At 62.8% G+C, this 13,873-nt stretch carries 11 protein-coding genes; 1 reads left to right on the top strand and 10 read right to left on the bottom strand.

Annotation, left to right across the window (positions count from 1 at the left end; all coding sequences use genetic code 11):
• Positions 1 to 855, bottom strand: coding sequence for a LysR family transcriptional regulator (locus ABFA30_RS10605; protein ID WP_225788347.1), 855 nt, complete (start codon positions 853 to 855; stop codon positions 1 to 3).
• Positions 856 to 953: 98 nt separating this feature from the next.
• Between ABFA30_RS10605 and ABFA30_RS10600 the strand changes: the two genes are divergently transcribed.
• Entirely contained in the window at positions 954 to 1,862 is a 909-nt protein-coding gene (locus ABFA30_RS10600) for a DMT family transporter (protein ID WP_253091576.1), read from the top strand.
• A gap of 71 nt (positions 1,863 to 1,933) precedes the next feature.
• Here ABFA30_RS10600 and ABFA30_RS10595 read toward each other — a convergent pair whose 3' ends face one another.
• From ABFA30_RS10595 to ABFA30_RS10555, 9 genes are all read right to left on the bottom strand, one after another.
• The gene (locus ABFA30_RS10595; protein ID WP_253081708.1) at positions 1,934 to 2,833 is read right to left on the bottom strand and encodes a LysR family transcriptional regulator; all 900 of its coding nucleotides are present in this window, start codon (positions 2,831 to 2,833) and stop codon (positions 1,934 to 1,936) included.
• Positions 2,834 to 2,879: 46 nt separating this feature from the next.
• Positions 2,880 to 4,913, bottom strand: coding sequence for a pyridoxamine 5'-phosphate oxidase family protein (locus ABFA30_RS10590; protein ID WP_410045409.1), 2,034 nt, complete (start codon positions 4,911 to 4,913; stop codon positions 2,880 to 2,882).
• Between the two features lie 27 nt (positions 4,914 to 4,940).
• Positions 4,941 to 5,570 (bottom strand): glutathione S-transferase family protein, encoded by a 630-nt coding sequence (locus tag ABFA30_RS10585; RefSeq protein ID WP_410045408.1) that lies wholly within the window; start codon positions 5,568 to 5,570, stop codon positions 4,941 to 4,943.
• A gap of 191 nt (positions 5,571 to 5,761) precedes the next feature.
• Positions 5,762 to 6,316, bottom strand: coding sequence for a UPF0149 family protein (locus ABFA30_RS10580; RefSeq protein WP_410045407.1), 555 nt, complete (start codon positions 6,314 to 6,316; stop codon positions 5,762 to 5,764).
• A 33-nt stretch (positions 6,317 to 6,349) separates the two neighbouring features.
• Positions 6,350 to 7,345: an asparaginase gene (locus tag ABFA30_RS10575; protein ID WP_253091579.1), complete on the bottom strand. Its 996-nt coding sequence runs from the start codon at positions 7,343 to 7,345 to the stop codon at positions 6,350 to 6,352.
• On the bottom strand, positions 7,342 to 8,496 hold the full coding sequence (locus ABFA30_RS10570; protein WP_225788358.1) for a hypothetical protein: 1,155 nt from the start codon (positions 8,494 to 8,496) through the stop codon (positions 7,342 to 7,344). Before ABFA30_RS10570 ends, ABFA30_RS10575 begins: the two co-directional genes overlap by 4 nt.
• 10 nt (positions 8,497 to 8,506) lie before the next feature.
• Positions 8,507 to 9,403: a nitrilase family protein gene (locus ABFA30_RS10565; protein WP_225788354.1), complete on the bottom strand. Its 897-nt coding sequence runs from the start codon at positions 9,401 to 9,403 to the stop codon at positions 8,507 to 8,509.
• A gap of 147 nt (positions 9,404 to 9,550) precedes the next feature.
• Positions 9,551 to 11,485 (bottom strand): flavin monoamine oxidase family protein, encoded by a 1,935-nt coding sequence (locus ABFA30_RS10560; protein ID WP_253091580.1) that lies wholly within the window; start codon positions 11,483 to 11,485, stop codon positions 9,551 to 9,553.
• A gap of 277 nt (positions 11,486 to 11,762) precedes the next feature.
• The gene (locus ABFA30_RS10555) at positions 11,763 to 13,406 is read right to left on the bottom strand and encodes an acetolactate synthase large subunit (RefSeq protein WP_225790949.1); all 1,644 of its coding nucleotides are present in this window, start codon (positions 13,404 to 13,406) and stop codon (positions 11,763 to 11,765) included.
• Positions 13,407 to 13,873 lie beyond the last annotated feature (467 nt).

Here is a 13,873-nt window from a genome sequence, read left to right as displayed (position 1 = left end):
TCAAAGCCTGAAGTACTGCCCGATCATCTGCGAGAGCAGTACCACCGGCTCTTCCGACTGGGCCTGGGCGAACGTGAGGAACACGACGTCGTGCTCGGCGACCTCGGGCAGGCCTGCCAATATCACCATCCGGCCGGTGACACGCGAGCGGTCCAGCAGGGTGATCGCCATGCCCGTCTCCACGCATGCCTTCACTGCCTGGCTGGATGGGCTGTCCAGCACGACGCGCCATTTCCGCCCACTGTTGCGAAGTGCGCTCAGCATCGCCTCGCGATAGGGGCACTCCGCTGCGTAGAGCGCCAGGGGAAGTGGGTCGGCCAGAACCGATGGGCCGTTGGCTGCGCCGACCCACACCGGCGTGGTGCCAGCAAGCGGCTTCTGCCCGTCCACAGGTTCTCCCTTGGGCACCACGGCCACCGCCGCATGGAGCCTGCCGCGCCGGACCTGCTCGCGCAGCGTGAGGCTGGGCCCGGTCTTGACTTCCAGTACCACGTTCGGACGCTGTTCGGCGAAACAGGGCAGGATGTCGCGGATGACGTGGTCGGCATATTCATCCGGCACGCCGAGGCGGATACGCCCCGTCACACTGCTGCCCTGCACTTCGGACAGCACCCGATCATGAGTGTGGAGCAGCTCGGTGGTCGAGACCAGCAACCGCCTGCCGAGCGCCGTGAGGGAGACCGACTGGTTGTCGCGCTCCAGCAAGCGCCCACCTACGATGCTTTCCAGCCGCTGTATGTGCACGCTGATGGCGGCCGGGCTCTTGTGCAGCTGTTCGGCCGCCGCCTTGAAGCGACCGCTACGGGAGACCGCGTGGAAGGTGCGGAGTAGCTCGATATCCAGAATGGCGCTCATCGTTCATGAATCCTGAACCAGTATTTCCATTAATTTTGATTTATTAGATTAGCGCTGATTCGTAGTGTGTGCGCATGCCTCTGCTCTTGGGAGCCGTCATGAGCCTGTCCTCGAACTGCGGTTGCTTGCCCACTGCCCTGCCTCTGCCCCTCTTGGAAGCTGGGCTGGTGTTCGCCTGGAGTTCTGGTTTCGTCGGCGCGCGTTTCTCCGTCGACCAAGCGCCCCCAATGCTGGTCGTCTTCTGGCGCTGCATTGCCGTCATGCTCATCCTCCTGCCGTTCGTCTGGCGCCCTCTGCTGCGCATGTCACCGCGGGCCTTGCTGCACACCGCAGGCAGCGGCCTGCTGGCCATGGCGGGGTACCTGGCCGGTGTCGTGCAGGGCATCGCACTGGGCGTGCCGGCGGGCCTTGCCGCGTTGCTGGCGGACCTGCTGCCCTTGGGTGTCGCCGCGCTGTCCGCCGGATTGCTGGGGCAGCGGCTGAGCTTGCGCACCTGGGGCGGATTGGCGATCGGCCTGACAGGCGTGCTGCTGGTGACTGCCGATGCCCTGGGCCTGGGGCACGCCCCGCTGTGGGCCTACGCACTGCCCTTGCTCGGCATGCTGTCCCTGGCGCTGGCGACCCTTTGGCAGAAGCATTCGAAGGTGGCGACCAACGTCGGACTGTTGCCGAATCTGTGGCTTCACTGCTGCGCTTGCAGCGTGATTTTCGCCGGGCTCGCGAGTATCGAGGGCGGGTTGGCTCCGTTACCGACGCAGGGTTTCGCCGTGAGCGTGCTGTGGACAGCACTGCTCTCCAGCCTGGGTGGCTACGGGCTGTACTGGATATGCCTGAAGCGCTCCACGCCCACCCGGGTTGCGAGCGTCCTGTATCTCAGCCCCGCCGTTACCCTGGTGTGGGCCTGGGCCATGTTCGGCGACCCGCTCTCGTGGCAGATTGCACTTGGCACGGCGGTGTCCCTGGTTGGTGTCTGGATGGTGGTCAATGCAGAGGCGGCGATGTGTTGAAGAATGTGAACTTCTGCCAAGCGGTACTTTGTGGTGTTGGGGCCGCTGAGGGCACCCGAAATCTGCGTACCTCAACCTAAATGCACCTGCCCCCGCAGATGCTCCACCAGCATATCGATGAACGTCCGCACCTTGGCCGCCCCGTACTTGCTCTCCCGGTGCAGCACATGGATCGGCCACGGTGCTTCCTCGTACGCAGCCAGGATCACTTGCAAACGCCCGTCCGCCAGCTCGTCGGCCACCTGGTAGGACAACAACCGCGCAATGCCAAGCCCGGCACTGGCAGCGGCGATGGCGGCGTCGTTGCCAGTGACCGTCAGGCGCGGCTTCATGCGGACCTGAGTCGGATCGTCGAGGGCGCCGAAGCGCCAGTCGGTGCGCGGCGAGAGATTGCCGGCAGCGATGACCGCGTGGCCTTGCAGCTCGGACGGATGACGCGGTGTACCGTGGCGCTCGAGGTACTCGGGCGAGGCGCACAGCAGCCGGCGCATCGAGCCCACGCGCAGCGCCTTGAGGCCAGAGTCGGGGAGCTGGCCGATGCGCACCGCGACGTCCATGCCCTCTTCCACCAGGTTCACCACACGGTCGAGGAAGTAGGCGGACACGTCCACCTCGGGGTACTGCTGCAGGTAGCGAACGATGCAGGGCATGACGAACTTCTTGCCGAACAGGATCGGCGCGGTCACCGCCAGATCGCCCTTGGGCGCCGCATTGATGCCGGCCGCGGCTTCGTTGGCCTCGACGATGCTGGCGAGGATATGCCGGGTGTCTTCCAGGTAGCGGCCGCCGGCTTCGGTCAAACGTACGCTGCGGGTGGTGCGCTGCAGCAGCTTGACCCCGAGCTGTTCTTCCAGGGCGCTGACGGCGCGGGTAACCGCCGCTGGCGAGATGCCCAGGCGACGCGCGGCGGCGGCGAAGCTCTCCAGCTCGCCGACCGCGACGAACACCTTCATCAGGTGGATCTGGTCCATGCCGCGCCCCTGTGGTTGTGGTCGATCGATTATTCCAGTGGCGGGGCTAGAGCTCCAGCACCAGCGGTTGCGTGCCCTCCTCGCCTTGGGCCGGGACGGCGCAACAAATCAGCACGCTGCCGCTGGGCGGCAGTTCGGCGGGCGGGTTCGGGTAGTGGACCTGGCCGCTGGACAACCGTGTCGCGCAGGTACCGCAGGCGCCACCACGGCAACTGAAGTCCGGGGACAGGCCGCGGCTTTCGGCGAGTTCCAGCAGGGTGCCGCTGCCGGGGGACCAGCGAGCTTCCTTCGCGGAAGTGGCGAAGTACACCGGCACCGATTCGGTGGCCGCTGGTGGCTGTTGCAGGGCGGGCTGGTCGTCGGTATGGCGACGCAGGGTCGAGGGGCCGAAGGCCTCGGCGTGGATGCGCGCGTCGGGCACGTGCACACCGCGCAGGCCTTCGTAGAGATCCTGGGTGAAGCTGGCTGGGCCACACAGGTAGAAGTCGTAGTCGTCCAGCGCCAGGGTGGCCTTGATCTGCTCGATACCGAGGCGGCTGGCGAACTCATAGTCGCGACCTTGCACCGCCTGGGCTTCGGGCTGGCTCAGGGCGCGATGGAGGCTCAACAGGCCACCGGCTCGCTGCCTCAGCGTGGCGAGCTCCTCTTGAAACGGCAGGTCGGCCAGCGTGCGTGCGCCATGGAACAGGTAGATACGGCGCCCCTGTCCGGTGTTCAGTTGCTCGCGCAGCATGGCGATCAGTGGCGTGATGCCGACGCCCGCACCGGCCAGCACGATTGGCCGCAGGCTCTGCCGATCGAGGGTGAAGCGGCCCATGGGCAGACGCACGTCCAGCCGGTGGCCGACCTTCAGGTGCTCATGAAGATGCCGCGATACCGCCCCCTGCCGCTTGACGCTGATGCGCAGGTAGCCGTCGGATGGTGCACTGGAGAGGCTGTAGGTACGGATCAGCGGCGTCTCGCCAGCGAGCCGCAGGCGCACGGGGATGTGCTGGCCCGGGGCGAAGTCTACCGGCGCTTCATCCTCGGGCTGCAAGTAGAACGAGCGGATCTCGCGGCTCTCCTGTTCGATACGCACCACGCGCCAGGCCAGCCACTGGCGCTGGCGTTCGCGCTGTTGCAGGCGCTGCTCGGCCTCGGCCCAAGTGCCGGTCATCAGGCTAGTCGGGGCGTATGCCTGGAAGGCCCAGCGCAGCGACACGGCGGCCGGACGGAACACCACCTGCTCGACCTGCACCGTCCAGAGCCGCTCGGCGCCTTCGAAGGCAGCGATCGAAGGGCTGTCCAGGATCACCTCGGTTCGCCCGCACAGCTGCAGCAGGTTGCCGCTGGTGAAGTCGACGAACAATAGGCCGGCGATGGGGTTCAGCAGCAGGTTGCCGAGGGTGTTGAAATGCAGGTTGCCGGCGTAGTCGGGGATGGTCAGGCGGTTGCCTTCGACCTTGATGAAGCCCGGCCGGCCACCGCGATGGGACACGTCCACCGAGCGCTGGCCGTCGACCTGCTCGATGTAGCTGGCGACGAAGAAGGTGTCGGCGCCTTCGATCATGGCGATGGCGTCGGCATCCAGGTTCACTGCGTCGATGCGCCCTTGGGCAGGCTCGTCGACCCGGGTGTAGTCACGCTGCTGGATGTATTGCGGGCAGTTGCCGAACGACTGCTCCACCCCGACCTCCAACTGGCCGCCGTTGGCCTGGCGGATCAGGCCATTGAGACGATTGCGCCGCCGGGTGTGCAGTTCGATCCCGAGCAACCCGATCGCCTCCCCGGCGACCAGCCCTGGCGTAGCCGGGTCATCGGCGACGAGATCGGTAGCGATCAGCAGTTGCCGCGCATCGGGCGAGCGAACGAAGCCTTCCGGGCCTTCGAGCAGCGTCGCCCAAGGCTTGCCATCCGGGTCCACTGCACCTGCGACCAGGAATGGCAACTGATGGTAGAACGCGCGGTGCTGATCGGGCATGTAGTCGCGGATGACCTTCTGCCCGAACACCTCCATGCGCTGCGCGACACCGGCCTGCACCTGCAACTGCTTTTCACCTGCGTGCCAGGGCGAGGTGCGATGTTCGGGGCGGTCGTGCATGGTGGCATTCCTCGCGGAGCCTTCGGCTCAGAGGGTTTCCTGCAGGCCAATGACCGTGCGCGGCATCGGCACGAAGCCCGGCAGCGCTTCGATCCGGGCGAGCCAGGCGCGCACGTTGGGGTACGGTTCCAGCGACACATTGCCTTCGGGTGCATGGGCGATGTACGAATAGTTGGCGACATCGGCAATGGTCGCCTCGTTGCCGACCAAGAACGGGCGCTCGGCCAGTTCGGCGTCGACCACCTTGAGCAGGGCGTGGGCGCGGCCGATGACTTCGTCGGTGTTGAACGTGGCGCCGAACACCGTCACCAGGCGTGCCGCGGCGGGGCCGAAGGCCAGCGGCCCGGCGGCTACCGACAGCCAGCGCTGCACACGCGCGGCACCGACTGGGTCCTGGGGCAACCAGCGCTCACCGCCGTAGGCCTTGGCCAGATAGACCAGGATGGCGTTGGAGTCGGCGATGACGGTGCCGTTGTCGTCGATCACCGGCACCTGGCCGAAGGGGTTGAGGGCGAGGAAGTCGGGCTGCTTGTGGGCCCCCTTGGCCAGGTCGACGAAGACCAGCTCGGTGGGCAGGTTCAGCAGCGAAAGCATCAGCTCGATGCGGTGGGCGTGGCCGGATTTGGGGAAGTTATAGAGTTTGATCGGGCTTGGCATGTTCTCGGCTCCTGGTCAGCGCCGGGAGTGGCGCTGCTGGAGAACATGCTGCACTGGTTCGGCTGGCAGCAGAATCGTTGCGGGGAGCAATCCATAATTTCGGTAGGCGGAATAATGGGAGACGGCACCGGCCTATTCGCGGGCAAGCCCGCTCCCACAAGGCCTCTCGCAAGGCTTGCCCAATCTGGAACTCAATGCCGCTGCTGCTTCTGGTACCGGTACAGCCCACGGGCCGCCTCGACCACCTGCGGCACGCAGGCTTGATGCTCGTCGAAACTCATCGAATCGAGCAGCTCGAAGTTGTCTTCCAACCCATGCAACGAAATGGCCTTGAGCAGACGATCCTGCTCAGGCGGCAGCTCGCCCCATTCAGCCACCTGCGTGCCGCGCATGTAGCCGAAACACCATTCCTCGAGAATGATCGCCGGCCCCTCCTCGCCTTCGCTCTCTTCGAACAGTGGCGCGAAATGCTCGAGGTCGTCGGCCAGCTCGCCAGCCACCTGGTTGGCATAGCGCAGCATCAATGCGGTGTAGGCCTCTTCCTGGGCCTGGCTCTTGAACTTGGGCACCTTGCCGCCAGCGACCGCAGGCAGCCATTGCTCGGGGTTGACCTTGACCGGCGAGCTGGCCAAGGCGGTGAAGAAGCCATTGAGCTCGGCCAGGTTGAGGACCGAATAGTCGTTGCCGTAGGTGATCAGCAGGTCTTCGAGGCGGTCGAGTTCTTTGTCGCTGAGAGCGGGAAGCATGGGCAGCGTGTCCTGGGTAAATGTGCGTGCACCCTAGCACAAGTGCCGGGGCCACGTGTCCAATAGCGCGGGGTCGCCTGTTCCAATCAGCAGCCAGAGCAGGATGCGGCACTTGCGAGGGCACAATGCGCCAGCCATACGCATGCCCTTGGCCTGAAGATCGATTTCTCCACCTGCAAAGCCGTACGTCGCCCTCGCGGTCGGACCGCTGCCAGTGCGTGTGGCCACGACGACCGGCATGTGCCGAGCAACGTTGGCCATCGCATCAGCCCAGGCGCTAGAGACATGGCCTGCACCAAAGCCGGCAACCACCAACCCTGCGTACCCTAACTTGGGGAGTACCTGCAGCAGCGCCGTGTCTGCATCGAGGCATGCCTCCAGCAAGGCGACGCGATGCTCCACCTGCCGTGGTGCAGGCAGCACCGTGCGCGGCAAGGGCGGGTGGCGGTAGGTCACATCTCCCTCCACGACCTCCCCTATAGGTCCACCACCGGGTGATTCGAAAGCAGCCATCGCCAGGCTGGCCACCTTGCGAACCCTGGCGGCCGAGTGAACGTGATCATTGATCACCACCAGCACGCCACGCCTACGACTGCCCGCATCTATCGCCACCTGCACCGCCGCCAGCAGGTTCGCCGGACCGTCAGCACCCGGGTGACTGGCCGAACGCATCGCACCGGTCATGACCAGCGGGGTGTCGAAAGGCCAGAGCAGGTCGAGGAAATAAGCCGTTTCCTCAAGGGTGTCGGTGCCTTGGGTGAGGACCACGGCCTGAGCGCCGTGCTCCACCTCACCACGGACCCAGGCCAGCACTTCCAGCAGTGCTTGGAAGCCGAGCGATGCGCTTGGCTCCAGACACAGCGTGGCGGTGCTGAACCACGCAAGCCCATCCAACTGCGGCAGTGACGCCAGCAACGCCTCGCAATCGAGCTTCGGTATCACCCCTTGCCCAGGTGCTGCGCACTGCATGCTGACCGTGCCGCCCAGACTGCCGATCGACAACCTTGGTAGTTCTGTCTTCTGTGTCATGCATTACCTCCTGCAAGCAACCCGACCAGGGGCAAGATCCCCAGGGTGCTGATGGCCATGGACAAAACATTGCCGATATAACCGTGCATGTAGGCCGGTAACCGCTGGCTGATCGCCACGGCCAAGGGCGGTGCGACCAATGCTCCCAGGACCGCGCTGGCGACTATCACTTGCCAACTGCCTCCTAGTGTGAGCACTGCGGCAGGAACGATCGACACGATGGGAATATAGGTGGGATACCAGCCATGCTCCATCCACTGCCGCCGCCAGACCAGCACACCAACCAGCGAGGCCAGTGCCTGCCCAATCACCATCTGCAGCACCAGATGCGAGCCATAGGCCGGTGCTGCTGGGGTCAACACGTAGGCCAGCAATACCCCCAGGAGCAGCCCTAGGCTGGCCAGTTCATTGCCGAAGAACGGTGCTTCGCTGAAATCGGCCAGTACCCGGCGCAAGGTCCACAACACGCCGTAATCCGGTTTTGTCGCAAAGGGTACCGGCGTGGCAGGTTGCAAGCCACCACGTACCAACGAAGGGAAACGTCGGCACAGCAGGAAAGCCACCACGCTTGCCAGCGCCATGCCACTGACATTGCCGATCACCACCGGCAACTGCAGGGGATAGCACAGGTAGTTGACCAGCAACAGGCTCATGGGCGTTACCAGCAATGCACCAAGCAGCGCGCCATTGATCGCTACCCGCCAGCCACCGCCGAACAGCAGCACCATGGCCGCCGGTAGTGATACGAAAGCGACGAACGTCGGCTGCCAGGTACCACTGGAGAGGGTCCACCCCCATAGCGCATGACTGAGCAACAAGCCAAGCAGAGAGCTGGTGAACAGCCATGGCCACAGGCCTGTACCGTAGCAGATGGCGAAGCCTTGCCAGCGGTACCCACGGACATGGGTCCAATGTGCCAGGCCAGCGCCCAGCAGCAAACCGAGAGCCGGCAATTCGTGCTTGTAGAAAGCGACTTCGCTGATGTCGCCGATGATCCAGCGCAGCCTGCTCAATGGCTGGTCCAGAGTCGCTGTGAGCTGTGCGTAGTCTGGCCACTGGCCCAGCGCCAGGTTGACAATGAGCAGTACTGCCAGACCACTCAGGATCACGCTTGGTGTATGGGGTCGACGCGATGGGAAGGTCTGTTCCATGGCGCTCTCCTCAACGTGGCATCGGTGAATGAAGCCGATACCCCAGCATGGCGTCGTAGAGGTCCGTACGCCGGTCTCGGGGAAGATCATTGAGACTGTTCCAGATGGGGGCCGAGCGTGCGGTACTGAGATCCACGTCGGCATAGAGGATGCCCTCCTGCTCGGCGCTCGCCACCTCTCCGATAGGCCAACCGTTCGTGCCGGCGATCAGCGAACAACCCAGGAAGCGCCCGCCACGCTCGCGACCGATGCGGTTGGCCGCAGCGATGTAGACATTGTTGACGTGAGCGGCACTCATCGTGAGGTATGACGCCATGCAGCGCCCGGCTTCATCGAACAGTGGTGGTGGCGTCCATACCCAGTTGTTGAGGCTGCAAATGAGGTCGGCACCTTGCGCGGCCATGAGCCGGGGGACCTCTGGGAACCAGATGTCCCAGCAGATCAACAGCCCGATGCGGCCGATGGGGGTCTCGAATACCGGGAAACCCAGGTCGCCTGGTGTGAACCAGAGTTTCTCCTGGTTCCACAAGTGCGCCTTGCGGTAATGCCCCAAGCGGCCCTCGGGCCCGAACAGTACGGCGCTGTCATAGAGCTTGAGTCCGTCGCGCTCGGCAAATCCGGCGGCAAGATAGACCTGGTGCCCTTGGGCGAAGTCAGCCCAGGCCAGCAGGCTGCGACCGTCCTGCAAGGTCTCGGCGTGGGCGTAGGCCTCGGCGCGGGAGTGGAAGGTGTAGCCGGTATTGGCCAGCTCCGGCAACACGATCAGGTTGGCCCCTTCGCGTGCGGCACGCCGGGCCAAGGCCAGCCCCCTGCTCAGGTTCCCCTCGCAGTGCTCGAGCCCTACCTGGGGATCGTATTGGATGACTGCGATTCGAACGGGGCTGATGGGGATGCTGTGGTCGGGCATGGTGGCTTCCTTCTTGGAGTTGTTATGGAAGCCGCCAGTAGAACGGGGGCTGCTTGCTGAGCGACAGTCAGGGCAGTCCGATGTATCTGGAAGAAAAAGCAAAGATAGTAGAAAGAGCGGTCCTACATAGTTGTTTCAAACTCTCCCTTAACGCGCTTGGTAATGCGGATAATATTCGAGCTTGAAACCACCGTTGAATTGTGCAGCAGTGCGGTCACAGAGGTTAATCACAGTATCGATAGCTGTACGCAGGCAGGGCTCGGTCCAGCCGGCATCGACAGAGAACGACTCGCCGGCCAGATAGAGCCCAGAAATGCTGCTCAGGTCACGGTTATACTTCATTAGGCTCACAGCGTCGTAGTAGGTGCCAGCCCGGTACAACTTCGCACAACCCAACGCATTCCGGTCTGTAATCCACCGTTGTATGCAGATGTTTCCAGTATCGATGTAAGGCGAGATCGGCTCACCGATATTTGTGCAACGCAGCAAGATCCGGTCGAGTTCTTTCACGCACTTGTCCACCAGCTCACTATCGGAAAACACTGCTAGTTTGGAGGCATCGTCTTCCCAAGTGTAGCTGAGTAGTATGCAGTCTTGGGCATAGCTACCGCTATAGCGATAGGCATAGACGTCGTGGACGAAGCTGTCGGTGACCAGAATCTGTGGCAACTGTGGGTTGCGATCGAGGAAGCTTTTCTGCAGTGGCGCGTAGACCTTGCAACTGGTTTCCCAATGGGCATGCTTCCAGGCATCAATGATGTGCTGTGGCAGCATTTCCCTTGTGAAGCCGTCGAGACACATCCCTGTCTCGATCAACCAGGATGGAGTGGTGAGCACCACACTGTCGAACTCATCGCTCAGTAATTGCGCCTTGGCCGGATTACTTTGGTGCCAACGATATTCAACCCGAATACGGCCGTCGGCCAGCTTGTGCAAGCCGCAAACCGAACTGTCCGTCAGCAAGCCATCCTCACGTGCCACGCACTGGCTGTATAGCGATGTGCCGAGCTCTTCGATGTTCATGAACAGTAGAGCTTCATCCATAGCAGCAAGACCAACGTAGGCTGGTGCCTGGAAATACAAGCCCTTGCTGTCACGCACCGCATCGACATCAAGATAGGGAGCTGTGAGAGGTATCCCGTGCTCGTCCACACGCCCATGCACCAGTTGCAAGTGGCTACTGAAACCGAAAATCGCGGTACGCAACGGATATAGGCAACAAACGTCGTAGAATGCTCCCCAGCTACCATCGCCGATGCCAATTGCATAGAAGATCGCCGATTCATCGCGATCCATGCCTAGCCCACCGAAATCCCCCGGATCCGCCGGGTCCCAGGCATCTAGGGCAGGGAGGAACACAAGGTCACGGAAAGACAACCTGTGGTATCGCTCGACGATCGCCGTCCACATCTGTGCCCAGCCTTCCGTACCATAGACAGCGGCTACCTTCTCAGCGAAACGCTCGGCAAAACGCCGCCATTTTCCTTGAATCCTCTGCAGTGCTGCAGTAGGTGGTGAAGTGTGGCCTTCAGGGTTTTTCCAGATCAGCAGCTTGGGCTCGCCCTCTCCTTCAAGCTGCCCCTCGCGTAGATAGATCCCAGTAGCATTGACCCAAGGCGTGCCTGGGTTGGGAAAGTCGGAGAGACGCAGCTCGAACAGATTCGCGTAATGCGCCATCAGGGATCGACCATCCTTTGGCGACTCACCGGTTCGGTTGAAGAAAGGCATGCGCATAGCACCCATTTCGAAAGGTGCCGAGGGTTGCCTCTGATCACCAGAACTATTCCTCACGGTCAGGTGGCGACCGCCAATGCGCTGGGCTTGTTCGATAAGAGTAATTCGGGTGAAGCCACAACGCAGTAGCTCTCGAGCTACCGTAAGACCAGTAACACCGGCACCGACGATGCAGATGCGATGCTCTGGCCGGGAGGCACGGCCAACTCCGCCATGCTGTTCAACGAGACGACGGTAGTCGAAACACAGGTCGGGAGGATTGGGAAAGCGCGCGCTCCACGGTTGGCCGGGGGATGCTGGCTCGATAGCCAGATCAGCGGGATGGTTATGAGTCGATCCGATGGTCATGATCTCGGGTTTCCATGGAAGATGAGAAACCTGATCATGCCGGAGCTAGCAAGGTAGGGAGCGGTAGATGTTTATCGTCGAATCGTGATCAGTGTTGTCTGATCTAATGCTATTACAAGCAAGCCCTACAGGCATTTAAGCGCCGCTTTAGTAAATATTGAGGTTACTTGCGGGTCAGCCAAGGCACCGAGCCACAGCTCCCACAGGGATAGCGCTGAATTGCAGAAGTACGCTGTACCTGTGGGAACGGGCTTGTTGCAAATAGGGCCGTCAGGCGTTAAACCGCCAGCGCACGCTCACGCAGTTCCTGGTTGAGGATGTGATCGTTCTCGCTGTAGTCGACCGGGCAGTCGATCACATGCACCCCCGGAGTCTTGATGCAGTGCTCGAGCAGCGGCAGGAAGCCCTCGGCGCTTTCCACGCGGTGACCGTTGGCGCCGTAGGCTTCGGCATATTTGACGAAGTCCGGATTGCCGTAGTCCAGGCCGAAATCGGTGAAACCCATGTTGGCCTGCTTCCAGCGGATCATGCCGTAGCCATCGTCGCGCAGGATCACCACGGTCAGGTGCATCCCCAGGCGCACCGCGGTTTCCAGTTCCTGGCTGTTCATCATGAAGCCACCGTCACCGCACACCGAGATCACCGGGCGGTCCGGGTACACCAGGTGCGCCGCCATGGCCGATGGCAGGCCGGCGCCCATGGTCGCCAGGGCGTTGTCCAGCAGCACGGTATTGGGCTTGTGGGCCTTGTAGTTACGGGCGAACCAGATCTTGTAGATGCCGTTGTCCAGGGCGACGATGCCTTCGGACGGCAAGGCGCGACGGATGTCGGCGACCATGCGCTGCGGGTAGATCGGGAAACGGTCGTCGTCGGCGCCTTCGGCGACCTGCGCTTCGTTGGCTTCGCGGATGGCCAGCAGGCGGGTGAAGTCCCAGTGGCTGGTGTCGGTCAGGGCTTCACCGATCTGCCAGACGGCGTTGGCGATGTCGCCGATCACTTCGATCTGCGGGAAGTACACGGCATCGACTTCCGCCGAGCGGAAGTTGATGTGGATGACCTCGGTACCGCCACGAACCATGAAGAACGGCGGCTTCTCGATCACATCGTGGCCGATGTTGACGATCAGGTCGGCGGCTTCGACCGCACGGTGCACGAAATCGCCAGCCGACAGTGCGGCGTTGCCGAGAAAGCGCGGGTGGCGCTCGTCGACTACGCCCTTGCCCATCTGCGTGGTGATGAAGGGGATACCGGTCTTGTCGATCAGTTGCTTGAGGACCTTGGCGGTCATCTTGCGGTTAGCGCCGGCACCGATCACCAGGATCGGGCTGCGGGCGGCCTGCAGCTTCTCGACCGCGGCCTCGACGGCCTTGTGCTCGGCCAGCGGGCGGCGGTGCAGGCTCGGCGGGATCGGCATCGAGTCGGTCTGCTCGGCGGCGATGTCTTCTGGCAACTCCAGATGCACGGCGCCAGGCTTTTCTTCTTCAGCCAAGCGGAAGGCTTCGCGCATGCGCGCGGGGATGTTGTCGGCCGAGGCGAACTGGTGGGTGTACTTGGTGATGGGGTCCATCATGCCGCACACGTCGATGATCTGGAAACGGCCCTGCTTGGACTTCTTGATCGGCTTCTGGCCGGTAATCATCATCATCGGCATACCGCCCAGATAGGCGTAGGCACTGGCGGTGACCAGGTTGGTCGCGCCAGGGCCGAGGGTCGACAGGCTGACGCCGGTCTTGCCGGTCAGGCGGCCGTAGGTGGCGGCCATGAAGCCTGCGGACTGCTCGTGGCGGGTCAGGACCAGCTTGATCTTCGACTTGCGCAGGGACTCCAGCAGGTCGAGGTTCTCCTCGCCGGGAATGCCGAACACATACTCGACACCTTCGTTTTCCAGGCATTGCACTACGACATCGGCGGCCTTGGCCATCTTGCTTGCTACCTCAAGTGATAGGACGGTGGTGAAGTCCAGGAATGCGCAGCACGGTGCGCTGGCATCGCTCGGTCCGGAAGCCGGAATTGCCCCGAACCTAAGCCTTGACGCAGGCTGGGTACGGAGAAGTCACGTCAATTGGCGGCATTAATTGTCGCACCCGGCGGGAGGAAGTGTGAGGGGGTGGTGGGCAAAAGAGCTTTGCGTTGGAGGGGTGTCGGCTGAGCTGGCCTTTGTGGCCGCTTTGCGCCCCATCGCCGGCAAGCCGGCTCCCACAGGGATGGCGCTGGCTTGCAGGTCTGCGCTGTACCTGTGGGAGCTGGCTTGCCAGCGATGGGGCTACCGCCAATCCCCAGCCAGACGCCAGAAAGACAAAACCCCTACCTGCTCGCGCAGATAGGGGTTTTGCGAAATGAATCTTGACGATGACCTACTCTCACATGGGGAAACCCCACACTACCATC

Source organism: Pseudomonas sp. HLMP (assembly GCF_046365545.1).
Taxonomy (GTDB): domain Bacteria; phylum Pseudomonadota; class Gammaproteobacteria; order Pseudomonadales; family Pseudomonadaceae; genus Aquipseudomonas; species Aquipseudomonas guariconensis_B.
This window is presented reverse-complemented; position numbering and strand designations above follow the sequence as displayed.

Bases quoted from the DNA above. Each gene is read 5' to 3' on its own strand.
- ABFA30_RS10590 (WP_410045409.1), bottom strand. From the start codon at position 4,913: ATGCACGACCGCCCCGAACATCGCACCTCGCCCTGGCACGCAGGTGAA.
- ABFA30_RS10565 (WP_225788354.1), bottom strand. From the start codon at position 9,403: ATGCCCGACCACAGCATCCCCATCAGCCCCGTTCGAATCGCAGTCATC.
- ABFA30_RS10600 (WP_253091576.1), top strand. From the start codon at position 954: ATGAGCCTGTCCTCGAACTGCGGTTGCTTGCCCACTGCCCTGCCTCTG.
- ABFA30_RS10575 (WP_253091579.1), bottom strand. From the start codon at position 7,345: ATGACACAGAAGACAGAACTACCAAGGTTGTCGATCGGCAGTCTGGGC.
- ABFA30_RS10595 (WP_253081708.1), bottom strand. From the start codon at position 2,833: ATGGACCAGATCCACCTGATGAAGGTGTTCGTCGCGGTCGGCGAGCTG.
- ABFA30_RS10560 (WP_253091580.1), bottom strand. From the start codon at position 11,485: ATGACCATCGGATCGACTCATAACCATCCCGCTGATCTGGCTATCGAG.
- ABFA30_RS10570 (WP_225788358.1), bottom strand. From the start codon at position 8,496: ATGGAACAGACCTTCCCATCGCGTCGACCCCATACACCAAGCGTGATC.
- ABFA30_RS10580 (WP_410045407.1), bottom strand. From the start codon at position 6,316: ATGCTTCCCGCTCTCAGCGACAAAGAACTCGACCGCCTCGAAGACCTG.
- ABFA30_RS10555 (WP_225790949.1), bottom strand. From the start codon at position 13,406: ATGGCCAAGGCCGCCGATGTCGTAGTGCAATGCCTGGAAAACGAAGGT.
- ABFA30_RS10605 (WP_225788347.1), bottom strand. From the start codon at position 855: ATGAGCGCCATTCTGGATATCGAGCTACTCCGCACCTTCCACGCGGTC.
- ABFA30_RS10585 (WP_410045408.1), bottom strand. From the start codon at position 5,570: ATGCCAAGCCCGATCAAACTCTATAACTTCCCCAAATCCGGCCACGCC.